A 26,541-nucleotide genomic window follows, 5' to 3' on the forward strand; every position below is an offset into this window, starting at 1 on the left:
ATGAAAATTACAAAAATATTTTTATCGCTTTTTTTAGGGAGTTTACTTATTACTTCTTGTTCTAGTGATGATGCCCCGATTAAAGAACTTCCAAGTGACTATACTAAAGGAATTATTATTAGTTCAGAAGGAGGATTTGGAAATAAAGATGGCTCAATTGCTTATGTAAATAGTCAATTATCGAAGTTAGCTACAAATTTCGTTTATACAGGTGAAAATAATGCGCAATTAGGTGGATTAATTCAATCAATTGCTTTTTCGGATACCGATGCGTATATTATTTTAAATGATGTAAACACCATTATTATTGCCGATAAAACAACTTTTAAGAAAAAAGCAGAAATTACGACGGGCTTAAAAAACCCTAGATATATGACTATTATAGGCGATAAAGGATATGTTACCAATTGGGGTGAAGGCGGAAATGTTACTGATGATTATGTAGCTATTATCGATTTGAAAACTAATAAAATTGAAACAACAACTATTTCTTTAGAAAACGGTGTTGAACAAATTTTAAATAAAGATCATAAATTATATGTTTCTCACAAAGGAGCTTGGTCGTCAAGTAATATTATTTCTGTGGTCGATTTAAAGGCAAATAATAGTGTTTCTAAAATTACTGTAAAAGATAATCCAGATGAAATGGCTTTTGATAACGCTGGAAATTTAATTGTTTTATCTGAAGGAAAACCTGTTTATAATGCCGATTGGTCAAAAGTTATTGACAGAACAACTTCTGCAATTTCATTTATTGATGTATCAACTAAAAAGGTAGTTAAAGAATTAGCATTCCCGAAAATGGAAAATGCGAGTTTAATGACGTATCAAAATGGAAATGTATATTATTATACTGGAAAAGATAAAAAAGTACATTCAATAAATGAAACTGCAACAAAACTAACTGCAGAAAATAGTATAAATGTTGGTTCAATTTACGGAATGAATGTAAAACAAAATCAATTATTTACGGTAGAATATGCGTTTAAAAAATTAAGTAAATTTAAAGTTTTTGATATAAATACTAAATCAGAAATATATGCTTCACCTGTAGGTTTAGGAGCTTCTAAAATTTATTTTAATAACTAAAAGACTAGAAGAATCCCCTTTTTATTATAAGTTTCCCCCAATCGAAATAAGCCCGCTAACATATTGTTAAGTGGGTTTATTGTTTATAAAAACTTCTCTTTTATTTCTTTGGATGGAATTATACACGTTTCTTTTTTACCAAACCATTTATACCTGTTTTTTGCGATAATATCATAGCAAAAATCACGAAATCCTTCGGGTAAAAACCTTAAAAATACTGTTAAACGCCAAAAACCACCAAAACAAGCCATTATTTTTAAAACTGCTGTCGATTTTATATCATAAGAAATAGTGGGTTCATATAAAATAATGGAATCAATTTTTGTAGTGTCAATTCCTAAATGTATAAGTATTTTTTTACCAATATCCGATTGTAAAGAAGCAAAAACAAACTGGTTTTTTTTATCAAATTTAATTATTTTTAAAACTGAAGAATTGCAAAAATTACAAATTCCATCAAACAGAATTATTTTTTTATCGACAGGTAAATCAGTCATTTAAGTTAGCGTGTTGAGGTTAAATTTAAAATTACTTAAAAAAAATGTAACATAAATCAAAATTAAGCGTCTTGTAAGGAAGTAAATACTAATTTAACATAAAATTAGTCACAAATTAAGCATCAGTATTTTTTATCTTTAAAACTAACTAGCGCAATGATTCGAATAGAAAACTTACACAAATCTTACCCAATCGGTAAAGACTCACTTCATGTTTTAAAAGGATTAGATTTACATATTAAAGAAGGAGAATTTGTATCTATTATGGGGTCATCAGGTTCAGGAAAATCAACTTTATTAAATATTGTTGGCTTGTTAGATTCACATGATGATGGAAAATATTATTTAAATGGGCAGTTAATTGAAGATTTAAACGAAACGAAAGCAGCTGTTTTACGAAATAAATTTTTAGGATTTATTTTTCAGTCTTTTAATTTAATATCTTATAAAACCGCTCTAGAAAACGTAGCGTTGCCCTTATATTATAAAGGTGTAAACAGAAAAGAACGCGCGGTAATCGCCTTAGAATATTTAGAAAAAGTAGGCTTAAAAGAATGGGCGCATCATTTGCCAAACGAACTTTCGGGCGGGCAAAAACAACGAGTTGCTATTGCAAGAGCTTTAGCTACAAAACCCAAAGTTGTTTTAGCTGATGAACCTACGGGTGCCTTAGATTCTACAACTACCGATTCGGTGATGGATTTATTAAAAGGAATTAATGAAGAAGGAATGACGGTTTTTGTAATTACCCACGAAGAAGAAGTTGCCGAACAAACTAAAAGAATAATTCGTTTAAAAGATGGGGTTATTATTAGTGATGAATTAACTGCCAACATCGAAAATAAAGTTAAATCTAAATCAATTTAAATATGTTTGATTTAGATCGTTGGAGAGAAATATTTCAAAGCATCAGTAAAAATAAATTACGTTCGGTAATGTCTGGCTTTACCGTGGCTTTTGCAATTTTACTATTTACCTTGCTTTTTGGAATTGTAAGCGGATTAAGTAATTCGTTTAAAGGCGCTTTTGTTGATGATGCCATGAATACCATGAGAATTCGTGTTTGGAAAACATCAAAACCTTATAAAGGCTTACAAACAGGGCGAGAAATTCAACTTAAAAATAAAGATTTCAATTTTATCAAAAAAGAATATGATGATAAAATACAGCATTTAACGGCGCGTATTTATAAGAATGTAAGTATTTCGTATAAAAATAAATCAGATAAGTATAGTTTAAGAGCCGTTCATCCTGATCATCAATTTTTAGAGAAAACAATTATTGATCAAGGTAGATATATTAACACGCGCGATTTACAAGAAAAATCGAAAGTTATTGTTATTGGTCGTTTGGTAAAGCAAGATTTATTTGGTGAAAAACCAGCCTTAGGAAAACGAGTAAGTGTAAACGGAATATCTTATTTAATTATCGGTATTTTTTCTGATGATGGAGGCGATAGAGAAGAACGTCAAACCTATATGCCCGTTACTACGGCACAGATGATTTATGGAAATAACGACCATTTAAGTCAAATACTTGTGGGCTATGATCCTACACTAAGTTTAGATCAGGCAATTGCTTTTGGAAATAAAATGGAGCGTGATTTACGTAAAAATTTAGACATTCATCCAAACGATCAAGGGGCTCTTTCGGTACGGAATATGGCGGAAGCAAATAAAGGTATTGGTACTTTTATGATGGCCTTGTATTTTATTGTCATTTTTGTAGGCTCAGGAACTTTAATCGCTGGTATTATAGGAATTAGTAATATTATGATTTTTGTAATTAAAGAACGTACCAAAGAATTTGGTATTCGAAAAGCATTAGGAGCAAAGCCTTCGTCAATAGTAGGAATGGTAGTGCAAGAATCCGTATTAATAACTACAATTGCAGGGTATTTAGGGCTGTCGTTAGGAACCTATATTTTAAGTTTACTTGGCGATAGTTTAGAAAAATATTTTATAAAAGACCCTAGCGTAAGCCCAGGGATTGTAATAGGAGCAACTGTTGTTTTAGTTTTATCGGGCTTAATTGCAGGATATTTACCTGCAAAAAGAGCCGCGAATATTAAACCAATTGAAGCATTAAGAGCAGATTAATTATGAAATTTTTATTTGATTCAGATACTTGGCAAGAAATTTATGGAAGCATCCGTAAAAATAAAGTTAGAACCGTAATAACAATTATAGGGGTTCTTTGGGGGATATTTTTATTAGTTGTTCTGTTAGGGGCATCTCGAGGGATGGAAAATAGTTTTAAGAAAATTTTCGGAAATTTTGCTACCAATAGCGTTTTTGTATGGACACAATCTACCGACAGACCTTTTAAAGGTTTTCAAAAAGGAAGGCGTTTTTTACCCACATTAACGGATGTTAAAATATTAAAAAAAGAGTTTAAAGAAATAAAATTATTAGCACCGAGAAGTCAATCGAACGGGCAAATAGTTAAAGGTTTCAAATCGGGGAGTTTTCAAATTAGTGGCGATTATCCTATTTTAGATCAGGTACAGAAAAAGAACTTGATCTACGGGCGTTTTTTAAATCAAAATGATATTTTATCTAAAGCAAAAGTAACGGTAATTGCCGAAGATATTTATAAACAACTCTTTGAAAAAGGCGAAAAACCAATAGGAGAATATATCAAAATTAACAATATCAACTATAAAGTAATTGGGGTTTATAAAGAGTCAAGCAGTGTTAATTTTGATGGCGCTTGTGCTTATATTCCGTTTACAACCTTTCAGCAGGTGTATAATATGGGTGATAAAATTCATTGGATGATGATAACAGCCAATGAAGGAGTAGATATTAAACAGTTAGAAAAAGATGTATTATTAACCTTAAAAAACCTACACAAAGTGCATCCTGATGATAAAAAAGCTTTCGGAAGTGTAAATTTAGGGGTTGAAATAGCAAAGTTTACAGGCTTTTTAACAGGAATGCAATTTTTAACATGGTTTGTAGGAATCGCTACTTTAATAGCGGGAGTTTTTGCAATTGGTAATATTTTATTAATAACGGTAAAAGAGCGTACCAAAGAAATAGGAATCCGTAGAGCCTTAGGAGCAACGCCTAAAAGTATCCGACAACAAATTGTATTAGAATCTGTTTTTTTAACAACCATCGCCGGAATGCTAGGAATTATATTGGGCGCATTGGTACTTTATTTAATAGATATGGCTTTTGGGCAAGGACCCGATGCTAAATTAATTAACCCAACGGTAAACATTCCAATTATATTAATTGCCTTTACTACTTTGGTGGTATTAGGAACTTTAATAGGATTAATACCCGCACATATGGCAACAGTAATCAAACCAATCGAAGCATTAAGAGAAGAATAAATCAATTAACAAATTATGAGTAAGAGAGCAAAAATTATTTTAGGAATTGTAGCAATATTATTTGCAATAGCGTTAATATGGTTCGCAAAAAAGAACAAAAAAAATATTATAGCATACGAAACAGAAACAGCATTTAGAACAACAATAGTTAAAAAAACCGTAGCAACAGGAAAGGTAATTCCTTTGGAAGAAGTAGAAATTAAACCTCAAATAGCTGGTATTGTTTCTGAAATTTTAGTAGAAGAAGGTGCTATTGTTAAAGCAGGCGATTTAATAGCAACTGTTAGAGTTGTACCTAATGTAGCGTCTTTAAACAGGGCAAATGGTAGTGTGAAAAACGCAAAATTATCGTTTAATAATGCAAAGCTACAATTTGATAGAAATAAAAATTTATTTGATAAAGGAGTAATTTCTCGTCAAGATTTTGAAAATGCGGAATTAAATTATAACAATGCTCGTTTGTTATTAGCCAACGCAAAATCGGACATGGATATTATTAAAAAAGGAACAACATCAGGTTTAGGAAGTGCTGCAAATACAAGTATTAGAGCAACAACTTCGGGTATGATTGTTGAAATTCCTGTTAAAAAAGGCTATCAGGTTACACAAACCAACGATTTTAACGCAGGAACAACAATTGCTCGTATTGCTGATATGACCAAAATGATTTTTGAAGGAAAAGTAGATGAGTCGGAAGTTGGTAAATTAGTGAAGGGAACAGCAATTGAAATAGCTATCGGGGCGATTGAAAATAAGAAATTTCCTGCGGTTTTAAATTTTATAGCACCAAAAGGAACCGATGAAGGTGGAGCGGTGCAGTTTAAAATTAAAGCCGATGTTACCTTAGATGATGAATATTTTATTAGAGCAGGATATAGCGCAAATGCAGATATTGTTTTAGAGAAAAAAGACTCGGTTTTATCAATAAAAGAAGCCTTGCTTAGGTTTGATAAAAAAACAGAAAAACCGTATGTTGAGGTTAAAAATTCTGATGATAAATTTGAAAAAATAACGGTTAAATTAGGGACTTCTGATGGCGTAAATGTTGAGGTTTTAGAAGGTGTTACCAAAGATGATAAAATAAAAATTTGGAACAAAGCATCAAAAGATACGAACGATACGAAAAAAGAACATTAATCATTTTAGTTTTTTTAATTGGGTTAAAAGGAGAAATTCAGTATTGAATTTCTCCTTTTTTTATGGTTTTTTTTTAATTCTAGTGATTAAAACGTTATCGAAAAGGGGAATTTCTCTTGCTTTATTTGATAGCAGGTATTTTACCTATTTACTAAAATAAACAACGGATGTTTAGCCCCGATTGTAGCAATTGTTTGAGCTCTTTTTTGTTTTTTCCTTTTTTAAAAAACAAAAAAAGCGAGTGCGGAAAGCGGGAAATAGCTTCAAATAATTTTTCTAAATAGTAGATAAATAGAGCTGGTTTTAAAATAGTTTAACAAAAAAAGCAACCCTTTAAAAGAGTTGCTTTTCTATATACATGATAAAATTTTCTTATCCTTTGTAAAAAGGTAATTTAACTACTTTCGCAGCTAATTGTTTTTTACGAACTTGAATAAAAATATCAGAATCTACTTTTGAATTTTCTTTAGTAACGTATCCTAAACCAATTCCTTTTCCTAAAGAAGGACTCATCGTTCCTGAAGTTACACGACCGATTACAGTTCCATCAGCATCAACAATTTCATAATCATGACGAGGAATACCACGTTCTGTTAATTCAAAAGCGACTAATTTTTTAGTAACACCCGCTTCTTTCTGCGCCTTTAAAGCTTCAGAATTTACAAAGTCTTTGGTGAATTTAGTAATCCAACCTAAACCAGCTTCTAATGGAGAAGTGGTGTCGTCAATATCGTTACCATATAAGCAATATCCCATTTCTAAACGCAAAGTATCACGAGCCGCTAAACCGATTGGTTTAATATTCCAGTCTGCACCTGCTTCAAAAACTTTTTTCCAAAGTTGCTCTACATCTTTATTTTTTACATAAATTTCAAATCCTCCAGAACCTGTGTAACCAGTTGCCGAAATAACAACGTTAGGAATTCCTGCAAAATCAGCAATTTCAAAAGTGTAAAACTTAATAGTAGATAAATTTACAGCCGTTAACGATTGCATAGCTTCCACAGCTTTTGGTCCTTGAATAGCCAATAAAGACCAGTCATCAGAACGGTTTTCCATAGTAACATTTAAGTCGTTATGGCTAGCAATCCAGTTCCAATCTTTTTCAATATTAGAGGCGTTTACAACTAACATGTACTCGTTTTCAGCAATCATATAGATAATTAAATCATCTACAATTCCGCCATCAGCATTTGGCATACAGCTATATTGCGCCTTACCAGGAACTAATTTTGAAGCATCGTTGGTTGCTACTTTTTGAATTAAAGCTAAGGCATTTTCTCCTTTTAAGAAAAATTCACCCATGTGGCTTACGTCAAAAACACCAACGCCTGTTCTAACCGTTTCGTGTTCTATATTGATTCCTTCGTATTGTACAGGCATGTTATAACCAGCAAAAGGAACTAATTTAGCACCTAAAGCTTCGTGAATATGTGTTAATGCAGTATTTTTCATTCTAAAATTTTTTATTTAAAAGTATATGCTAAAATATTGAAAAATGACAAATAAATAACCTTATTTTGGTTAATGTTTTAATGAATTATTACCTAAAAATGTGTTGATATTGTTTTGTAAAAATAAGAAGTGAAGTTAAGCCGCTTTAAAGTAAGAAGGTTATTAGATGAATTAATCAACTAGAACCTTTATTTTTGCTTTTTTAGATAAAAATAAGTACCAAAGATGAGCCAAGAACAACCAAATAATCCGCTTCACGGAATAAAATTAGCCACCATGTTAGAAGAACTATATTTAGAATATGGTTGGCAAGAATTAGGAGAAATTTTAAACTTAAATTGTTTTAAAAATAATCCGACATTAAAATCGAGTTTGAAATTTTTAAGAACAACGCCTTGGGCTAGAACCAAAGTTGAAAAATTCTATTTAAAATTTATAAGTTAAATTAATTTTTTCTATTTTTTTTGAAGCAATTTCCCGCTTTCCGCACTCGCTCTTTTTTTGAAAAAAATCAAAAAAAGGAGCTCAAACAATTGCTTCAATCGGGGCTAGGGATTTCTACTTATTTATAGAAATACGGTATTTTATAAGTATATTTATACCTCACCAATTTTTAAAATCGGTGAGGTGTATGTTTTATATATATAATTGTATTTTTACGAATTCAACCGAAAAATTACTAGAATTCACTATGTATTTCATCGACGTTATATTGCCTATATCATTAAAAAAAATGTTTACCTATGCAGTAAACGAAGCCGAATTTTCGTTCCTTAAAAAAGGAATGCGAGTGGCGGTTTCTTTCGGGAAAAGTAAAATTTATACGGCACTTGTTTTTAATATTCATCAAAATGCCCCTGAAGTATATAAAGCAAAAGATATTCATCAAATTTTAGACGAAACACCTATTGTACACGAATATCAATTAAAGCATTGGCAGTGGATTTCGAGTTATTATATGTGTTCGTTAGGCGATGTTTATAGGGCGGCATTACCATCGGCATTTATGTTAGAAAGTGAAACAATTATTTATAAAAATGACAGTTTTACTGATGAAGCTATTTTAACTGATGACGAATTTTTAATTTTTGAAGCCCTTCAAAATAGTTCTGAACTTACACTTAATCAAGTTGCTAAGATTATCGATAAAAAAACTTTTTTACCTATTATTGATAGTTTAATTAACAAAGAAGTTGTTTTTATTAAAGAAGCAATTTATGAAACATACAAGCCTAAGTTAGTGAAATATGTTCGTTTAAACGCTGCACATCAATCGAATGAAGCGCTTCAAGAATTGCTAGAAAATTTATCAAGAGCAAAAAAACAACGCGAAGCAGTACTTACTTATTTTCAATTAGCAGTATCTAAAAAACCCATAAAAGCAAAAGAATTAGAAGAAAAATCAGGCGCATCATCAGCAATATTAAAAGCCTTGGTTGATAAAGAAATTTTTGAGTTTTATCAAATTCAAACCGATAGAATTAATTTTGAAGGAGAAACCAATCAAATAAAAGAATTAAACGAGTTTCAACAGCAATCTTTTAATGAAATTAAAACATCTTTTGAAACTCAAAATGTAACCTTATTACACGGGGTTACAGGTTCAGGAAAAACAGAAATTTATGTAAAACTGATAAAAGAAGTAATCGCAGAAGGCAAGCAAGTATTATTTTTATTGCCAGAAATAGCGTTAACAACTCAAATAATTAGTCGATTAGAACGTTATTTTGGCGATTTTATATCCGTTTTCCATTCAAAATATTCTATGAACGAGCGGGTAGAAGTGTGGAATAACGTGTTGGAAAATAAACCAAAAGCACAGATAATTTTAGGCGCTCGTTCGGCTGGTTTTTTACCATTTTCAAATTTAGGATTAATTGTAATTGATGAAGAGCATGAAACTTCCTACAAGCAATTTGAACCATCACCACGCTATAATGCCCGCGATTCGGCAATTGTTTTAGGGCATTTACACAAGGCAAAAGTATTGTTAGGTTCGGCAACGCCATCGTTAGAAAGTTATTTTAATGCCAAGCAAAATAAATATGGTTTTGTTGAATTAACCCGTCGTTTTGGAAACATTCAACTGCCAAAAATCGAACTGATTGACATCAAAGAAAAGCAACGGAAAAAGCAAATGAAAGGGCATTTTTCCGATAGGTTATTAACCATGATTACCGAAGCTTTGGAGCAAAAAGAACAGGTGATTTTATTTCAAAACAGGCGTGGTTTTTCTCCTGTTGTAGAATGTAACACTTGTGGTATTTCACCAGAATGCCCAAATTGTGATGTGAGTTTAACATTTCATAAATTTAGACGAGAATTAAAATGTCATTATTGCAGCTACCAACGTGCGATGCCTAATAATTGCGGTGCTTGTGGAAGTACAACCCTTGATACAAAAGGCTTTGGAACAGAGCAAATTGAGCTAGAACTAAAAAGCTTATTTCCTGATTATAACATCGGAAGAATGGATTTAGATACCACACGAGGAAAATACGGTTATCAAAAAATAATTGGAGCCTTTGAGGCACAAGAAATTGATATTTTAGTAGGAACACAAATGTTATCGAAAGGCTTGGATTTTGAAAATGTATCGTTAGTGGGTATTTTAAGTGCCGATTCTATGTTAAATTTCCCTGATTTTAGAGCCCACGAACGTGCCTATCAATTAATGGTTCAGGTGTCGGGTAGGGCAGGACGTAGTAAAAAACAAGGAAATGTTGCGATACAAACTTACAACCCAAATCATCAAATATTACAGCAAGTTTCGACCACTAATTACGCTCAAATGTACAAAGAACAATTGCAGGAGCGTTGGAATTTTAAGTATCCACCATATTATAAATTGATTAAAATTACGCTAAAACACAGGGATGCTGTTCGCGTGGAAATGGGGGTAAATTGGCTGGTAAAATCATTACAAAATGTGTTTGCGAAAAATGTTTTAGGACCCACAACGCCAGCAGTATCGCGTGTTCGTAATTTATATATTAAAAATTTAGTGATTAAAATTCCGCCAAAACAATCGTTAGGAAAAACAAAAGAACAAATTATTAGGGTGAAAAATTCTTTCGAAGCCGTAAAGGATTTTAGGTCGATCCGTTTTATTATGGATGTGGATGCTTATTAAATATTCCGAATATCAAAAATATCGCCATTACTCAACTGATTTTGAGTATCAATTTTATAAATAGTATCGGCAACAAAACTAGGCGTATATAATTTATTTTGATTTTTTAAATCGATAAAACGCTGTACATTTTTAAAATCAGTTTCTTTGGTGTTTCTGATTTGAATTTGCATATCCGTAGCTACAACGCCTGGGTAAATTGCTATACATTTTACGCCATTTTCTATTTCCGATTGTTCAGAAGCAATTGTTTTTGTTAGCATATCGATTGCTGCTTTTGATGTGCAATAAACACTCCAGCCTTCATAGGGTTTTTTGGCTGCGCCCGATGAAATATTGATAATTTGTTTTTTACAGGATAATTTTTGTGTTTTCTTGATAAATAATCCTGATAAAATAAACGGCGTAGTAATATTTAATTGCATAGATTTTGCAATATCAGAAGCTTCTAAATTTTCTAAATTAGCTATTTTACCTAATCTTCCAGCGTTGTTAACTAAAGTTATTGATGTTATTTTAGAAGTTGAATTTTGATGGATAATTTTATCTAAAAGAGCCGTAAAAATAGTTTGAGTTGCAATACTATCAGTTAAATCAACTGAAATATGTTGTACGTTTTTTACTTCGGATAAAGTTCTAGCTAATGAAAAAACCGTATAATTTTCAGAAGCATATTTTTGAGCCAGCGCTTTTCCAATTCCTTTACTTCCGCCTGTGATTATGATGATATTCATGAAAAAAATATAAGAAAGATGAAAAATACTAGCAAATTTTACTCAAAAAACTCCTTCGATTTTTCCCAATAAGTATTCATTTCATTTAAAGTCATATCAGAAATTTCTTTGTCTTGTTTTTTGGCTTGTTTTTCTAAATATTGAAAACGATTGATAAATTTTTTATTGGTTTTTTCTAAGGCATTTTCAGGATTTACTTTCATCAAATTTGCGTAATTAATCAGTGAAAATAACACATCGCCAAATTCTTTTTCGATACGTTCTTGATTATCGGCTTTATTTCCAGCTTTTATTTCTTCGTTTAGTTCTGTAATTTCTTCCTGAACTTTATCCCAAGCTTGCTCAGGTTTATCCCATTTAAAACCAACACCAGCAACTTTTTCTTGAATTCTACTTGCTTTTACCAAAGCGGGTAAACTCTTTGGAACACCTTCTAAAACAGAAGTTTTACCTTCTTTTAGCTTTAGTTTTTCCCAGTTTCGTTTTACTTCTTCTTCATCTTTAACAACAACATCACCATAAATATGAGGATGACGATGTATTAATTTATCAGAAATTGAATTTGCAACATCGGCAATATCGAATGCTTTTTTTTCGCTTCCAATTTTAGCATAAAAGACGATGTGTAATAACACATCGCCTAATTCTTTTTTAACCTCTTCTAAATCATTGTCTAGAATAGCGTCTGCTAACTCGTAAGTTTCTTCAATCGTTAAATGACGCAAACTCTCTAAAGTTTGTTTTTTATCCCAAGGACACTTCTCTCGAAGTTCGTCCATAATATCTAACAAACGGTTAAAAGCGTCTAATTGTTGCTTACGAGTATTCATAATTTATTTAGTTTCTTCTGGAGTTGCTACTTTTTGTAAAGTATTAAAATCGAAATTAGCTGCTGCTAAAGTATTATACCATTGAATTACCTTTTTAATGTTAGAAGCATACACACGTTCTTTGTCAAAACCTGGTAAAATTTCTTCAAAATAAGCCATTAAAGTATCGTTACTTTCTTTATGAGAAAGTGCTTCTTTACCTTCTTGTTTCTCAGCCATACTTTTAAGAATAACTGCTAAAGGCACTTCTTCTTCGTAAGTGTAAATTGCAATGTTTTCTAATAAACTTACATTGTGAGTTGCTGCAATAGGAAAACGTTTTCCATCAACAATTGAACGAACGATTACTCCTGTTTTTGTTTGAGTGATAATTTCAAATAATCCTGGTTTCCCAGTAACTGCTATAACTTTGTTAAATTCCATATTATGGTGTTTTTAGTGTGTCTTTATATAAAGACTATTTTTTCTTGGCATTCGGAAAACGCATTCTGTAACCCGCGTCTACTTTTCCTTTAGAAATATTTTCTAATTTCTTTTTAATCAAGCGTTTTTTTAAGGTCGATAATTTATCAGTAAATAAAACACCATCAATATGATCGTATTCATGCTGAAAAACACGTGCCGCTAAACCGCTTAAAACTTTGGTGTGTTTGTCAAAGTTTTCATCTTGATATTCAATAGTAATGGTTTCTTGACGAAAAACATCTTCACGAACATTCGGAATACTCAAACAACCTTCGTTAAAAGCCCATTCTTCGCCTTCTTCTTTGATTATTTTTGCATTTATAAATACATGATTAAAGTTTTCTAAGGCTTTTCGGTCTTCTTCGGATAAATCTTCATCATCAGCAAAAGGTGAGGCATCGATTAAAAATAAACGAATATCTTTACCTATTTGTGGTGCTGCCAACCCGACACCTTGCGCATTGTACATTGTTTCTTTCATATTCGCAATTAATTTGTCTAACTGCGGATAGTCTTTATCGATTTCTGTTCCTACTTTACGTAATACGGGATCTCCGTAAGCAACAATGGGTAAAATCATGTGTTTTTAAATTTTTTAAGGGTACGAAAATACAAAGAATCGTTTATGTATAAAATTATTTGTTGTATAAATACGACTGTAAGATGATAGTTGCGCTTATTTCATCGACTAAAGCCTTATTTTGACGCTGTTTTTTGTTCAGCCCACTATCAATCATGGTTTGAAATGCCATTTTTGAGGTAAAACGCTCGTCTTCTCTTTTTATTGGAATGTTAGGTATTGATTTTGCTAATTTTTCTAAAAAAGGAAGTATTAAGGCTTCACTTTGGCTGTCGGAATTATCCATTTGTTTTGGTTTTCCGATGATAAACAATTCTACGTTTTCTTTTTTAATATAGTCTTTTAAAAAAGATATTAATTCTTTAGTATTAATAGTTGTTAATCCTGATGCAATAATTTGTAATTCATCAGTAACTGCAATTCCTGTTCTTTTTTTACCAAAATCGATGGCTAAAACTCGTCCCAAATGTTTTTATTTTTCACAAAAATAAAGTTTTAAACCTTTATAAATTGTACTTCTTTTGTTTTTTTAAATAATAAATAGTGTTAAAATTTTTAAATAGATATTAAATGCCTAGCCCCGATTGAAGCAATTGTTTGAGCTCTTTTTTGTTTTTTCTTTTAAAAAAAATAAAAAAAGCGAGTGCGTAAAGCGGGAAATTGCTTCTAATAATTTAAGATGGTTTAAAAAGAAAATGATGTAATTTTAACAAGAAAAAAACATCTGTTTAAAAAATATATCTTCGCATACAATAGTTATAGAGGCTTTATATTTGCATAAAATTTTAATTATTAAAAAATGACAGCATTACAAGATATTATAGAAAAAGCGTGGAATAATCGTGATTTATTAAAAGAAGAAACAACTATTAACGCCATTAGAAAAGTGGTTGATTTATTAGATGCAGGAACTTTGCGTGTTGCTGAACCTACTGATAATGGTTGGCAAGTTAATGAATGGGTAAAAAAAGCCGTTGTGTTGTATTTTCCTATTCAGAAAATGGAAACTTTAGAAGCTGGTATTTTTGAATACCACGATAAAATTCCATTAAAGAAAAACTTTGCTGAAAAAGGAATTAGAGTTGTACCAAATGCGGTTGCACGTCATGGAGCGTATATTGCATCAGGAACAATTTTAATGCCTAGTTATGTAAATATTGGTGCTTATGTTGATCAAGGAACAATGGTTGATACTTGGGCTACAGTTGGTTCTTGTGCGCAAATCGGAAAGAATGTACATTTATCAGGTGGTGTAGGAATTGGTGGTGTTTTAGAGCCACTACAAGCTGCTCCTGTAATTATTGAAGATGGTGCTTTTATCGGTTCTCGTTGCATTGTTGTGGAAGGTGTTCGCATAGAAAAAGAAGCTGTTTTAGGGGCAAATGTTGTATTAACAATGAGTACTAAAATTATTGATGTTACGGGCGATACACCTGTGGAAACAAAAGGTGTTGTTCCTGCTCGTTCGGTAGTGATTCCTGGTAGTTATACCAAAAAATTTGCTGCTGGTGAATTTCAAGTTCCTTGTGCATTAATTATTGGGAAACGTAAAGAAAGTACGAATAAAAAAACATCGTTAAATGATGCTTTGAGAGAGTATGATGTTGCGGTTTAATATGTTTTTTGAAGGGGCTTATTTATAATAAAAAACGCACAAATCATTAGTTATTTGTGCGTTTTTACTTGAATATAATTAAAGTTTTTCAAAGAATAATTCTTCAGTTTTTGTTTCTAAAAGTTCCATAGAAAAAGAATCTTGTATCCATTTTCGTAGTTCGTTTTTATCAAAAGTAACCTCTTTAGAGATGATTTGTAGTAGTGCCTTAGCAATTGCATCGGTATCTTCTATTTCTGTTAAAATACCGTATTTACCATAATCTAAAAGTTCTTCACTACCAGATACTTTTGTTGAAACACTAGGTAAACCATGACTAAGCGCTTCGTTTAGTACATTTGCCATACCTTCTGATAAAGAGCATAATAAAAATAAATCAATACTTCTAAAAAAGGTATGGATGTCAGAAATTTGTCCTAAAAAATGTATTTTATTTTCGGGATCATTTTTTTGAATTTTATTTTTAATTTCATCTTCACCAACTTCATCACCAGCAATTACAATGTGAACATTACTGGGTAGTTTACTTAAAATTTCAGGGAGTAGGTGAAACCCTTTTATTCGGCTCAATCTTCCTGCGCATCCAATAATAACAGCATTATCAGGTATGTTAAATTTTTGTTTTAAATTAATTGAACTTCCTTTTATTTCAGGTAAATTAAAACCGTTATAGATTTTAAATAAATTTTGTTCATTAAAAAAGGTAGAGGTGTTTAATAAATGATTTTTAAGAGAATTACTATTAACAACAACTTTTGGTTTTAAGGTATTGAAAACAAATTTGTATTTAATATTATTTTTAATTTTTCTAACAGTACCTAAATATAAAACGATTCTTGGAACTTTCGCTATTCTAGCGGATAAAGAAACTAAAAACCAATCTTTTTTTAAAGCAACAAAAACAACTTCTGGTTTTATTTTTTTTAATATTTTGGTGTAATTAGAAATAACAAAAACATTAATATCGCCACCTCTAGCGTTTATATTAATGATGTTGATATTGGGAATTACTTCATATTTTTCTCGAAATTTTTCTTTTAAAATTACGACATAAACTTTGTAGCCTTTTTTTATTAAAAATTTAGCTCTTACAACTACGTTTTTTTCAATTCCTCCCCAAGTATCGGTAGGACAAAATAATACACAACTTTTCATTTTTATTGATTTTTTTTAATAATACCGTAATCAGTCCATGTTATTTTTTTGGTTCTAACATTTTCTCGAATGGCATTATTTAGCTTCCAACTTTCAGGATTTGCGTAGCCTCTGGGATGGTCTAAATGAACCGTAACGGCACTGTATCTTATTTGTTTTGGTTTGATGTTATTGTTGCATAATCGCTCGCCAAGTTCAACATCTAAACCGCCATATTGCATACGTTCATCAAAACCATTTACCGCAATAATATCTTTTTTCCATGCCGATGAATTTGCACCATTCCAAGTGGGTCTTGTAGGTGTGAATTTGTTTAATAATTTTTGTTTTAATCCTTTGGCGGTTAGCTTATTATTTTTAAAACGCTTTTTTAAACCGTGTTTTGTAAGCCAATTAATATCGAAACATTGCTGTGTAATAATGTGTTCTTTGGTTATTAATTCAGAAATATTTAAAGGTAATTTAAAATAAGCAGCAGATAAAAAACGTCCTTTTTCTCGCATTTTATGGTGGGTTTCTACAAAATCTTTTTTAGGAATACAATCTCCATCAGAAATAATAAGATACTCGCCTTTGCTTTTTAAAAGTGCTTTATTTAAAATTATTGTTTTTTGAAAACCGTTATCTTCATGCCAAACGTGCGTAATTGGAAAAGAAACTTCTTTACGTAAGGCATCAATAAGATCTTTAGTTTCTTGTTTTGATCCATCATCAGCAATTACTAATTCAAAATTAGAATATGTTTGCTGATTGTAGCCCCAAATAACTTTTTCTAACCAAGCTGTTGCGTTGTAGGTAGTTATTATTATTGATATTTCGGTAGTTTTCATAAAAAAATATTTAGCCCAAAAGTAATCATGATTCTTTTAATTTATATTATTTTTGAGCAAAATAATTACTGCATTTTATGTTTTTAAGAAAATTATGGTTAACAATTATTAAGAAATTAAAATTTTTACCTGCTCCTTATTATATTAAACATTATTATGAATATTATTCAGGTAAAAAACTTGATTATGATAATCTAATTGAATTTAATCAGAAATTGTCGTGGTATAAAGTTTTTTTTAGACCTAAAATTTTAAATACTCTTGTTGATAAATATGCTGTTAGAGCTTTTGTAAAAGATAAAATAGGCGAAGAGTATTTAAATGAATGTTATGGTGTTTTTAACAAACCATCGGAAGTTAATTTTGATAAATTACCCAACCAGTTTGTATTAAAAGGTACACATGGTTGTAATATCAATTTGGTCGTTAAAGATAAAACCACTTTAAATAAAGCCAAAACAAAGCGTTTAATGGCTAAATGGTTGCGTAAAAATCAGTATAAACGAACAGGACAAGAATGGGCGTATAAAGATGTGAAACCTCGTATTATTGCTGAGAAATTTATTAAAAGCGATAGAGATTCATTAACTGATTATAAATTTTATTGTTTTAATGGAACCCCTAAATTTTTGGAGGTTCATTTAGATAGAGAAAAAAATCATAAAAGTGCTTTTTACGATTTTGACTTTAAAAAACTACCTTTCTCAGATTCACCTGCAGATAAATTGATTCAAGAAGATTTTGAAAAACCGCAAACATTATCAAAAATGGTAGAACTTGCAGGTAAATTATCGGAAGAGCTTCCTTTTGTTAGAGTTGATTTTTATTCGGTAAACGATACAATTATTTTTGGAGAAATGACTTTTTATCCAGGGGATGGAAGAAGGGATTTTTATCCGAAGAAATACAATAAAATTATTGGCGATTATTTTGAATTACCTAAAATACCTGCTGGCGAAAAATTAATCAAAAAACATCCTTTAAATGAAAGTTATTAAAGAATTACCTAAATCGATCTTTTATTCTTGTTATTTACGGCTACGATCAGCAGATAGTTTGGTTAAAAATAAAACAAAATTACCCGTAATAGTATCTTTAACATCGATTCCAGAGCGATTAAATAATTTAGATTTAGTAATAAAAAGCATCTTAAATCAAGATAAAGTACTGCCTTCTAAAATTGTTTTATGGCTACATGATGGCTTAAAAAATAAGTTACCTAAAAGATTATCAAATTTACAAGGCGCTTTTTTTGAAATAAAATATTCTGATTTAAAATGTTCACATAGAAAATTAATACATTCTTTAATTGAATATCCTGATATGCCGATAATAACTTGTGATGATGACTTAATTTACAAGGAAGATTGGTTATCAAAATTATATAAAGAGCATTTAAAATATCCGAAAGATATTATCGGAAATACCACCACACAAATAAAAATTAATACTGACGGAACGTATAAACCGTTTGTTGATTGGCGAATTATAGATGAAAATAAACCTTCGGATAGATTATTGCCAATTGGTGCGTGGGGTATTTTGTATCCTGTAAATGCAATGCCAACGCAAATTCATGATGTTGATTTATTTATGAAATTAGCCCCAAAAGCAGATGATTTATGGTTTAAAGCGATGGCGCTAACTAATAATGTTATTTCTAGACAATCATCAAATAAACCCGCTGAGCCAATTCCAATTATTGGTTCTCAAAAGGTTTCTTTAAAAGATGAAAATATAAAGAAAAATAAAAATGAGGTTCAGTGGTTGGCATTATCCGAGTTTTTTAAGTTAAATGATATTTTATTAAAAAATGAAGTTTCAAATAAAAAATAGCGTTGCGTTTTTAAAAACAGGCAAAACAATCCTCTATCCAACCGATACCGTTTGGGGTATCGGTTGTGATGCTACAAATATTGAGGCTGTTCAAAAAGTATATCAACTAAAAAACAGGGCTGAATCTAAAAGTTTAATTATTTTAGTTGATTCGGTGGAAATGTTAAAAAACTATGTTGAGGTGCTTCCAAAACTAGCAATTCAGCTTATTGAAAATACTAAGAAACCAACAACTATTATATATCCAAATCCTAAAAATCTAGCAAAAAATACGATTGCTTCCGATAATACCATTGCCATTAGAATACCTAAAGATGATTTCTGTTTACAGTTGATAAAAGCCTTTGGTAAACCCATCGTATCTACATCGGCTAATATTAGTGGACAACCAACCCCTAAAACATTTTCAGAAATAAGTACCGCAATTTTACAAAGTGTAGATTATGTGGTAGCTTTGCAATCTGATAAAAAAGTAGTAAAATCGTCTACTATTTTAAAAATAACAGCAACGAATGAAATTGAAATTATTAGAGAATAAATTTTAATTTCTTTTATCAATTTTTTGACAAGCACTTTTATAGTAACTTTTAAGAGTTGCTTTTTCTACTTTAATACCTACTAATATGCGTTATAAAATACCCAATTACTTGAAATTTTTATATGTAAATATTTTAAGTTTATTTCTTTTCGTAACTGTTTTAAGAGTTGCTTTTTACAGTTTCTTTATTAATAAATTAGTTATTGAAACCAATGATTTATTACAAGCAATTTCTTTTGGTGTTCGGTTCGATTTAAAAATGGCAATATTAGCTTTTGTTCCCGTAGCTTTAGGATATTTTTTATCTAAAAAGTTTTTCACTAAAAAACTAGCAAAAATCAGTTACCTGGTGTATTCGACTCTTTTATATTTGGTAATTGTATCTTTCTACCTATTTGATTTTGGGCATTACAGTTATTTGAATTTAAGAGTAAACGCGAGTGCTTTACGTTTCTTAGAAAATGTAAAAATATCGACACAAGTTTTTATAGAAAGTTACCCGATTTATAAAGGTGGGTTTTTATTGTTAGTGTTGTTTTTCGTGATTATAAAATATCATAATTGGCTTTATACGAAGTTTTCAAAAACGAATTTTGTATCAGAAAAAAAGAATAAAATTATCTTTTCGATAGCTACTTTATTTGTGTTGGCTTTTGGAGTTTTTAGTAGTTTTCAGCATTATCCTTTGCGATGGAGTCAAGCATTTTTTTCTAGTAGCAAAGAATTGAATCAGTTTTCATTGAATCCTGTGCTGTATTTTGTCGATAGTTTTAAGTTTCGAAATGAAAATTACAATATTGATACGGCAAAAAAATATGCGCCGATTATCAATAATTATTTAGGAATAAAAGGCGATACCATCAATTTTGAAAGAAAAAGATCTTTTAAAATTAATGACAGCTTAAATATCTCAAAAAACAAACCAAATGTAGTTTTTGTAATGATGGAATCTGTAGGGAATGCGTCTTTAAGTTATTACGGGAATCCTATTAAAAGCACACCAGTATTAGATAGTTTAATGCGAGAAAGCATCAGTTTTACCAATCATTATGTACACAAAGCAACAACAGCAGGAAGTGTTTTTGGAAGTATTACAGGCCTGCCAGATATTGATAATGTAAAATCAGCCTCTAGAAATCCGATGATTATCAATCAGCGAATATTATTTAATCAATTCGATGACTATGAAAAATTATATTTATTAGGTGGAAGTGCAAATTGGGCAAATATTAGGGCTGTTTTTCAGGCAAATATCCAAGGTTTAACCGTTTATGAAGAGGGGAGTTATCAAGAAGAAAATAGGGCAGATGTTTGGGGAATCGATGATTATGATTTATTTAAAGAAGCCGATAAAATTTTCAAAAAAACACATGATAGCAAGAAACCTTTTGTAGCATATTTACAAACAGCAACCAATCATATGCCTTTTACAGTGCCTGATAAAAAAGGAAGTTACGAGCCTTTAAATGAGCAAGATGTTGACAAGGGAATCTTAAAAAAATCAGGATTTAAATCTGTAGCACAACTAAATGCGCTTCGATATTTAGACTTTAATATTAATGAGTTTCTTAAAAGAGCTAAAAAATCAGGATATTATGACAACACTATTTTTGTTTTCTTTGGCGACCATCAAACAGCGATGAATCCGATAACGCATTTCAGACCATCACACACTAAATTAGGGCTTTTAATGCATAATGTGCCTTTTATTATTCATGCACCCAAATTGGTAAAACCACAAGAAATTACTAAAAATGCGCATTTAGTAGATGTTGTTCCGACGGTGATGAGTTTAATAAAGCAAGATTATACCAATTATACACTTGGTCAAAATGTTTTGGACAGTTTAAAAACCAACACTTTTTCGTTTGTTTATAGAAATATAAAAGGCGAGCCAGCTTCTGGAATTATAAAAGATTCGCTTTATTACTACAAAACAGTTTACAATAATAAATACGAATTAATCAATTTAAATAATAATTCGTTAAAAGATATTAGTAACGAAAACCCCGAAAATAAAGAATTAACCAAAGAAATGGATGATTTATTAAGCTCTTTTTATCACAGTACAAAATATTTGTATTTTAATAATAAAAAGTAATTTTTCAAAAAAACAGTACAGAATATTATCTAATAATTTATGCAAGATCAATACTATAAAGAGGCAATTTCTGCCGAAATATTTCAATATATAAGCAAAGCAGCAGAACAATTACAGCTAGAAAGTTATGTAATTGGTGGCTTTGTTCGTGATTTTATTTTAGAACGAGGTACAGCAAAAGACATCGATGTGGTGGCTGTTGGTAGCGGTATTGAATTGGCTCAAAAAGTGGCTTCTTTACTACCTAATAAACCAAAAGTTCAAGTTTTTAAAACCTACGGAACCGCTATGTTGCGCTATAAAGAGGTTGAAATAGAATTTGTTGGCGCTCGTAAAGAATCTTATACCGAAGATAGCCGAAATCCAGAAGTAGAATCTGGTACTTTACAAGACGATCAAAATAGACGAGATTTTACTATAAATGCATTAGCGTTAAGTTTAAATAAAGATACTTTTGGATTATTATTAGATCCTTTTGATGGTATTTCTGATTTAGAAGCTAAAATAATAAAAACGCCGTTAGACCCTGACATTACCTATTCTGACGATCCGTTGCGTATGATGCGTGCCATTCGTTTTGCCTCTCAATTAAACTTTGTTATTGAGCAAGAATCGTTAAGTGCTATTGCTAAAAATGCAAAACGTATTGATATCATCACCAAAGAACGCATTATTGTTGAGTTAAATAAAATTTTAGCTTCGGATAAGCCTTCTATTGGATTTTTATTGTTAGAAGAAACAGGTTTATTAGAACGTATCATTCCTGAATTAATCGCTTTAAAAGGCGTGGAAGAGGTTGAAGGACAGAAGCATAAAGATAATTTTTATCATACTTTAGAAGTAGTTGATAATATTGCTAAAAATACCGAAGATGTTTGGTTACGTTGGTCGGCTTTATTGCACGATATTGGAAAAGCTCCAACAAAACGTTATCATAAAAAACAAGGTTGGACATTTCATGCGCATGAATTTGTAGGCTCTAAAATGGTTTATAAATTATTCAAGCGATTAAAAATGCCCTTGAACAATAAAATGAAGTTTGTTCAAAAAATGGTCATGTTAAGCTCTCGCCCAATTGTGTTGGCTAGTGATGTTACCGATTCTGCCGTGCGTAGGTTGGTTTTTGATGCAGGCGATGATGTAGATTCATTAATGACGCTTTGCGAAGCTGATATTACCACAAAAAATCCTAAGAAATTTAGCCGTTATCATAAAAATTTCGAGCTTGTTCGTGAAAAAATTAAAGAAGTTGAAGAGCGCGATAAAGTGCGTAATTTTCAACCGCCAATTACTGGAGAGGAAATTATGAAGGCGTTCAATTTAACACCTTGTAGAGAAATAGGTCAGATAAAAGAAGCGATAAAAGAAGCTATTTTAGAAGGTGAAATTCCGAACGAACATAAAGCTTGTTACGATTTTATGATATTAAAAGGAAAAAAGTTAGGCTTAGAAATAGCGTAGTTTTACAATTTTTGTCAATTCGAGTGATTTTAATGACTAAAAGGAATTTGAAGGAAAAAAAATCACTCGAACTGACAAGTTTATTTAGTTTTTAATAGGCTATAAAAAAAGGAACGTTTTATAAAACGTTCCTTTTTTTTGTAATTATATTTAGTAAAAATAAATTTAGGATGGCCTTATCCGAAGTATTACGTTAAAGATTGCATGGTAACCAATTTATAATACTCGCCTTTTTTAGCAAGTAATTCGTCATGTTTACCTTGCTCAACAATTGCGCCTTTTTTCATTACAACAATTTTATCGGCATTTTGAATGGTCGATAATCTATGTGCAATAACTAAAGAAGTTCTATTTTGCATCATCTTCTCTAAAGCAACTTGCACTAATTGTTCAGACTCTGTGTCTAAAGCAGAAGTTGCTTCATCTAAAATCATAATTGGTGGATTCTTTAAAACAGCTCTTGCAATAGATAAACGTTGTTTTTGCCCTCCAGAAAGTGTGTTTCCACTGTCACCAATATTTGTATTATATTTTTCTGGTAAATTTTGAATAAATTCATCAGCATTTGCAATTTTTGCAGCTTCTAAAACAGCAGTGTCATTGGCATTTTGTGACCCTAACTTAAGATTGTTTGTAATAGTGTCATTAAATAAAATAGAATCTTGTGAGACAATTCCCATCAAATTTCTTAAAGATTTTTTGGTGATGTCTCTAATATTGTCATCATCAATTACCACCTCTCCTTTGTTTACATCATAAAAACGAGTAATAAGGTTTGCTAAAGTAGATTTTCCACTCCCAGACTGCCCAACCAAAGCAACAGTTTCGCCTTTATTAATAGTTAATGTAAAATCTTTTAAAACATAATCATCTTTATATTTAAAAGAAATGTTTTTAAATTCAATTTTATTTTTAAAGGTCTCTTTTATGGTTGCATTTGATTTGTCTTTAATAGTGTTTTCTGTATTTAAGACCGTCATAATTCTTTCTGCAGAAGCTTCACCTTTTTGGATATTATAAAATGTTGATGTTATTAATTTTATAGGGTTTAAAACGGTGTAAAATAATACAATATAACCAAAAAACTCATCTGGTTGTAGTGCACTTGTTTTAGATAGAACTTCGGTTCCTCCGTACCAAAGAATGGCAATAATGGTTGCAGAACCTAAAAACTCACTCATAGGTGAAGCTAATGATTTCCTATGAAAAACACTTGTCGTTAATTGTTTAAAATTACTTGTAGAGTTATTGAATTTTGTTGCAATTACACTTTCAGCATTAAAACCCTTAATTATTCTTAAGCCGGTTAATGTTTCTTCAATAAAAGATAAAAAATTACCAGTTTCTTTTTGTGCTTTTGCTGAATTTGCTTTTAGTTTTTTACTTATAGATGATATTATAATACCAGAAACAGGTAGTAAAACAAAAACAAATAAGGTGAGTTTTAAACTCATAAAAAGCATGATAGAGATAGATATTATAACTGTTAAAGGTTCTCTAACAATGGTTTCTATTGATGATATAATAGAACCCTCTACCTCTTGTACATCAGAAGTCATACGTGCTATGATATCTCCTTTTCTTTTTTCGGAAAAATAAGAAATCGGTAACTCAACAATTTTATCGTAGAGTTTATCTCGTAGGTCTTTTACAATACCTGTTCTTAAAAAAGCAATAACATAAGACGCTAAATATCTAAATAAGTTTTTTAGAAAAAATAATGAAAGTGCTAATAAGCAAATAAATACAAGTGTATTTATATCACCTTCTGTTTTTATTTTTTCTGATATAAAATGATAAAAACTATCTTTTAGAAAATCACCAATTTTACTAATACCTTCATAGTTTGGTTCATTTATAATTTTTTTATCAGTACCAAATAGAATCCCTAAAACAGGGATAAAAGCTAAAACTGATAGCACATTAAAAATTGCGTAAAGTATATTAAATACAATATTTAGAACTGTAAATTTTCGATACTTTTTTTCATATTTTAATATATCTTTAAAATATCCCATTAATTTAGTTTCATTTCTTTAATAATTCTTTGAATTTTTGCATCTAATGATGCTTCAATAGCTTCTGCATTTTTAACCGAATCTAATGCTGTTTTAATACTGAAATAAAACTTTATTTTAGGCTCTGTTCCACTTGGGCGAGCCGCTATTTTTGTTCCGTCGGTAGTTTGATAAATTAATACATTCGATTTTGGAATATCCATAAGTATTTCTTGGCCAGTAATTAGATTTTTTCTAATTGAAGTTTGATAATCATATAAGAATTCCACTTTGGCACCGTCCATTTCGGTAAAAGGATTACTACGTAAATCAGCCATCATTTGCTTGATTTGCTGCGCACCGTCCATTCCTTTTTTAACAATAGCAATTAAATGCTCTTTGTAAAAATGATGACGGGTGTATAAGTTTAATAATTCTTGATAAAAAGAACTGTTATTTGCTTTTGCATCCGCCGCAATTTCACAAGCTAATAAAGCCGCTGTTACAGCATCTTTATCTCGCACAAAACTACCCACCATATACCCAAAACTTTCTTCTCCACCGCCAATAAAATCAAGCTCAGGGAAGTCTTTAATCATTTTAGCAATCCATTTAAAACCCGTTAAACCAACCTTGGTTTCCACGCCGTACGAACTCGCTATTTCATTAACTAAATTGGTCGAAACAATCGTAGAACCTACAAATTGTTTCCCGTTTAGCTTACTATTATTTTTCCAATCGTTAATTAAAAAATCGGTCATCATACTCATGGTCTGATTTCCGTTTAATAATTTCATATTTCCTTCTAAATCACGCACAGCGATACCAATTCTATCCGAATCAGGATCAGTTCCTAAAACAATATCAGCAGCTACTTTATTGGCTAAATTAACAGCCATTTTTAAAGCTTCAGGCTCTTCAGGGTTTGGCGATTTTACCGTTGGAAAACTTCCATCTGGCTGGGCTTGTTCCTCCACAATATGAACTTGTGTATAACCAGCACGTTTTAAAACTTCAGGAATTAATTTAATTGCCGTTCCGTGTAAATTGGTAAAAACAATTTTTAAATCTTTACGATTTTTTACATCAAAAGTTCCATTTTTAATCGATGCTTGCCAAAAAGCTTCATCAATTTCACTTCCGATACTCGAAATTAATTCTTCATTTGCTTTAAAATTAACATCCGTAAAAGCTAATGAATTTACTTCATTTATAATTGCCGTATCTTGTGGTGGCACAATTTGTCCTCCGTCAGACCAATATACTTTGTATCCATTATATTCTGGCGGATTATGAGAAGCTGTTAAAACAATACCAACATCACAACCTAAATGATTTACCGCAAACGATAATTCAGGCGTAGGGCGTAGGTCTTCAAAAAGAAAAACCTTGATGTTATTTGCCGAAAACACATCGGCAACTACTTTTGCTAACCATTTACTATCATGACGACAGTCATAACCAATAGCAACTTTTAATTCTTTCTTTGGATGTATTTGATGTAAGTAATTACTTAAACCTTGTGTTGCTTTTCCTAAAGTATATTTGTTAATTCTGTTGGTTCCTGCGCCTACAATTCCACGCATTCCGCCTGTACCGAATTCTAAATTTTTATAAAACCGATCGGCTAAATCATCCGATTTTTCGCTTATTAATTGTTCAATTTCATTTCTAGTAGCTGAATCAAACGATTCAGAAAGCCATAATTTAGCTTTATTTAAGATCTCTTCCATAATATATAAGTA

24 protein-coding genes are annotated in these 26,541 nt (G+C 30.8%); 13 read left to right on the forward strand and 11 right to left on the reverse strand.

Features of this window, described 5'->3' with window-relative positions:
- Positions 1–1,089, forward strand: coding sequence for a YncE family protein (locus DPIF8902391_RS01815; RefSeq protein WP_172504876.1), 1,089 nt, complete (start codon positions 1–3; stop codon positions 1,087–1,089).
- 83 nt (positions 1,090–1,172) lie between these two features.
- Here the strand turns inward: DPIF8902391_RS01815 and DPIF8902391_RS01820 are convergent, their stop codons facing one another.
- Complete coding sequence (locus DPIF8902391_RS01820) at positions 1,173–1,586, reverse strand: thiol-disulfide oxidoreductase DCC family protein (protein ID WP_058884802.1); 414 nt, start codon at positions 1,584–1,586, stop codon at positions 1,173–1,175.
- 156 nt (positions 1,587–1,742) lie between these two features.
- Between DPIF8902391_RS01820 and DPIF8902391_RS01825 the strand changes: the two genes are divergently transcribed.
- The 4 genes from DPIF8902391_RS01825 to DPIF8902391_RS01840 are packed head-to-tail and all read left to right on the forward strand — an operon-like array spanning position 1,743 to position 6,066.
- Positions 1,743–2,453 (forward strand): ABC transporter ATP-binding protein, encoded by a 711-nt coding sequence (locus DPIF8902391_RS01825; RefSeq protein ID WP_172504877.1) that lies wholly within the window; start codon positions 1,743–1,745, stop codon positions 2,451–2,453.
- 2 nt (positions 2,454–2,455) lie between these two features.
- Positions 2,456–3,685 carry an ABC transporter permease gene (locus DPIF8902391_RS01830; RefSeq protein WP_172504878.1) on the forward strand — a complete coding sequence of 410 codons (1,230 nt, stop codon included), beginning with the start codon at positions 2,456–2,458 and terminating at the stop codon, positions 3,683–3,685.
- A 2-nt stretch (positions 3,686–3,687) separates the two neighbouring features.
- Positions 3,688–4,929 (forward strand): ABC transporter permease, encoded by a 1,242-nt coding sequence (locus DPIF8902391_RS01835; protein WP_058884805.1) that lies wholly within the window; start codon positions 3,688–3,690, stop codon positions 4,927–4,929.
- A 15-nt stretch (positions 4,930–4,944) separates the two neighbouring features.
- A complete protein-coding gene (locus DPIF8902391_RS01840; protein WP_172504879.1) occupies positions 4,945–6,066 on the forward strand; it encodes an efflux RND transporter periplasmic adaptor subunit in 1,122 nt (373 codons plus the stop codon).
- Between the two features lie 372 nt (positions 6,067–6,438).
- On the opposite strand, the gene gcvT is transcribed toward DPIF8902391_RS01840, so the two are convergent.
- The gene (gene gcvT / locus DPIF8902391_RS01845; protein WP_058884807.1) at positions 6,439–7,521 is read right to left on the reverse strand and encodes a glycine cleavage system aminomethyltransferase GcvT; all 1,083 of its coding nucleotides are present in this window, start codon (positions 7,519–7,521) and stop codon (positions 6,439–6,441) included.
- 225 nt (positions 7,522–7,746) lie between these two features.
- On the opposite strand from gcvT, the gene DPIF8902391_RS01850 reads away from it, so the two are divergent.
- Both DPIF8902391_RS01850 and priA read left to right on the forward strand, forming a co-directional pair.
- A complete protein-coding gene (locus tag DPIF8902391_RS01850) occupies positions 7,747–7,965 on the forward strand; it encodes a VF530 family protein (RefSeq protein WP_172504880.1) in 219 nt (72 codons plus the stop codon).
- Positions 7,966–8,212: 247 nt separating this feature from the next.
- Entirely contained in the window at positions 8,213–10,654 is a 2,442-nt protein-coding gene (priA, locus tag DPIF8902391_RS01855; RefSeq protein WP_172504881.1) for a replication restart helicase PriA, read from the forward strand.
- Here the strand turns inward: priA and DPIF8902391_RS01860 are convergent.
- The 5 genes from DPIF8902391_RS01860 to ruvX are packed head-to-tail and all read right to left on the reverse strand — an operon-like array spanning position 10,651 to position 13,729.
- Positions 10,651–11,388 (reverse strand): SDR family NAD(P)-dependent oxidoreductase, encoded by a 738-nt coding sequence (locus DPIF8902391_RS01860; protein ID WP_172504882.1) that lies wholly within the window; start codon positions 11,386–11,388, stop codon positions 10,651–10,653. The genes priA and DPIF8902391_RS01860 overlap by 4 nt on opposite strands.
- 38 nt (positions 11,389–11,426) lie before the next feature.
- Entirely contained in the window at positions 11,427–12,218 is a 792-nt protein-coding gene (gene mazG, locus DPIF8902391_RS01865) for a nucleoside triphosphate pyrophosphohydrolase (RefSeq protein ID WP_172504883.1), read from the reverse strand.
- Positions 12,219–12,221: 3 nt separating this feature from the next.
- Positions 12,222–12,641: a DUF5606 family protein gene (locus DPIF8902391_RS01870; RefSeq protein WP_172504884.1), complete on the reverse strand. Its 420-nt coding sequence runs from the start codon at positions 12,639–12,641 to the stop codon at positions 12,222–12,224.
- Between the two features lie 34 nt (positions 12,642–12,675).
- Positions 12,676–13,263, reverse strand: a complete 588-nt coding sequence (def, locus tag DPIF8902391_RS01875; RefSeq protein ID WP_058884812.1) for a peptide deformylase — start codon at positions 13,261–13,263, stop codon at positions 12,676–12,678.
- 55 nt (positions 13,264–13,318) lie between these two features.
- Complete coding sequence (ruvX, locus tag DPIF8902391_RS01880; RefSeq protein ID WP_058884813.1) at positions 13,319–13,729, reverse strand: Holliday junction resolvase RuvX; 411 nt, start codon at positions 13,727–13,729, stop codon at positions 13,319–13,321.
- Positions 13,730–14,062: 333 nt separating this feature from the next.
- Here ruvX and DPIF8902391_RS01885 point away from each other — a divergent pair, with 333 nt between their 5' ends.
- On the forward strand, positions 14,063–14,878 hold the full coding sequence (locus DPIF8902391_RS01885) for a 2,3,4,5-tetrahydropyridine-2,6-dicarboxylate N-succinyltransferase (RefSeq protein WP_058884814.1): 816 nt from the start codon (positions 14,063–14,065) through the stop codon (positions 14,876–14,878).
- Between the two features lie 78 nt (positions 14,879–14,956).
- On the opposite strand, the gene DPIF8902391_RS01890 is transcribed toward DPIF8902391_RS01885, so the two are convergent.
- A complete protein-coding gene (locus DPIF8902391_RS01890) occupies positions 14,957–16,033 on the reverse strand; it encodes a glycosyltransferase (RefSeq protein ID WP_058884815.1) in 1,077 nt (358 codons plus the stop codon).
- Positions 16,034–16,035: 2 nt separating this feature from the next.
- Complete coding sequence (locus DPIF8902391_RS01895; RefSeq protein ID WP_058884816.1) at positions 16,036–16,863, reverse strand: glycosyltransferase family 2 protein; 828 nt, start codon at positions 16,861–16,863, stop codon at positions 16,036–16,038.
- A gap of 77 nt (positions 16,864–16,940) precedes the next feature.
- Here DPIF8902391_RS01895 and DPIF8902391_RS01900 point away from each other — a divergent pair, with 77 nt between their 5' ends.
- The 5 genes from DPIF8902391_RS01900 (at position 16,941) to DPIF8902391_RS01920 (ending at position 22,799) form a co-directional block, all read left to right on the forward strand.
- Positions 16,941–17,861 (forward strand): ATP-grasp fold amidoligase family protein, encoded by a 921-nt coding sequence (locus DPIF8902391_RS01900; RefSeq protein ID WP_058884817.1) that lies wholly within the window; start codon positions 16,941–16,943, stop codon positions 17,859–17,861.
- Complete coding sequence (locus DPIF8902391_RS01905; RefSeq protein ID WP_172504885.1) at positions 17,848–18,699, forward strand: glycosyltransferase family protein; 852 nt, start codon at positions 17,848–17,850, stop codon at positions 18,697–18,699. The genes DPIF8902391_RS01900 and DPIF8902391_RS01905 overlap by 14 nt, the downstream gene beginning before the upstream one ends.
- A complete protein-coding gene (locus DPIF8902391_RS01910; RefSeq protein ID WP_172504886.1) occupies positions 18,677–19,237 on the forward strand; it encodes an L-threonylcarbamoyladenylate synthase in 561 nt (186 codons plus the stop codon). Before DPIF8902391_RS01905 ends, DPIF8902391_RS01910 begins: the two co-directional genes overlap by 23 nt.
- A gap of 109 nt (positions 19,238–19,346) precedes the next feature.
- Complete coding sequence (locus DPIF8902391_RS01915) at positions 19,347–21,338, forward strand: LTA synthase family protein (protein ID WP_242037275.1); 1,992 nt, start codon at positions 19,347–19,349, stop codon at positions 21,336–21,338.
- Positions 21,339–21,377: 39 nt separating this feature from the next.
- On the forward strand, positions 21,378–22,799 hold the full coding sequence (locus tag DPIF8902391_RS01920) for a CCA tRNA nucleotidyltransferase (protein WP_172504888.1): 1,422 nt from the start codon (positions 21,378–21,380) through the stop codon (positions 22,797–22,799).
- A gap of 188 nt (positions 22,800–22,987) precedes the next feature.
- Here DPIF8902391_RS01920 and DPIF8902391_RS01925 read toward each other — a convergent pair whose 3' ends face one another.
- On the reverse strand, positions 22,988–24,817 hold the full coding sequence (locus tag DPIF8902391_RS01925; protein ID WP_172504889.1) for an ABC transporter ATP-binding protein: 1,830 nt from the start codon (positions 24,815–24,817) through the stop codon (positions 22,988–22,990).
- Positions 24,817–26,529, reverse strand: a complete 1,713-nt coding sequence (locus DPIF8902391_RS01930) for a phospho-sugar mutase (protein ID WP_172504890.1) — start codon at positions 26,527–26,529, stop codon at positions 24,817–24,819. The genes DPIF8902391_RS01925 and DPIF8902391_RS01930 overlap by 1 nt, the downstream gene beginning before the upstream one ends.
- Positions 26,530–26,541 lie beyond the last annotated feature (12 nt).

This window comes from Tenacibaculum finnmarkense genomovar ulcerans, from assembly GCF_900239495.1.
Lineage (GTDB): Bacteria > Bacteroidota > Bacteroidia > Flavobacteriales > Flavobacteriaceae > Polaribacter > Polaribacter ulcerans.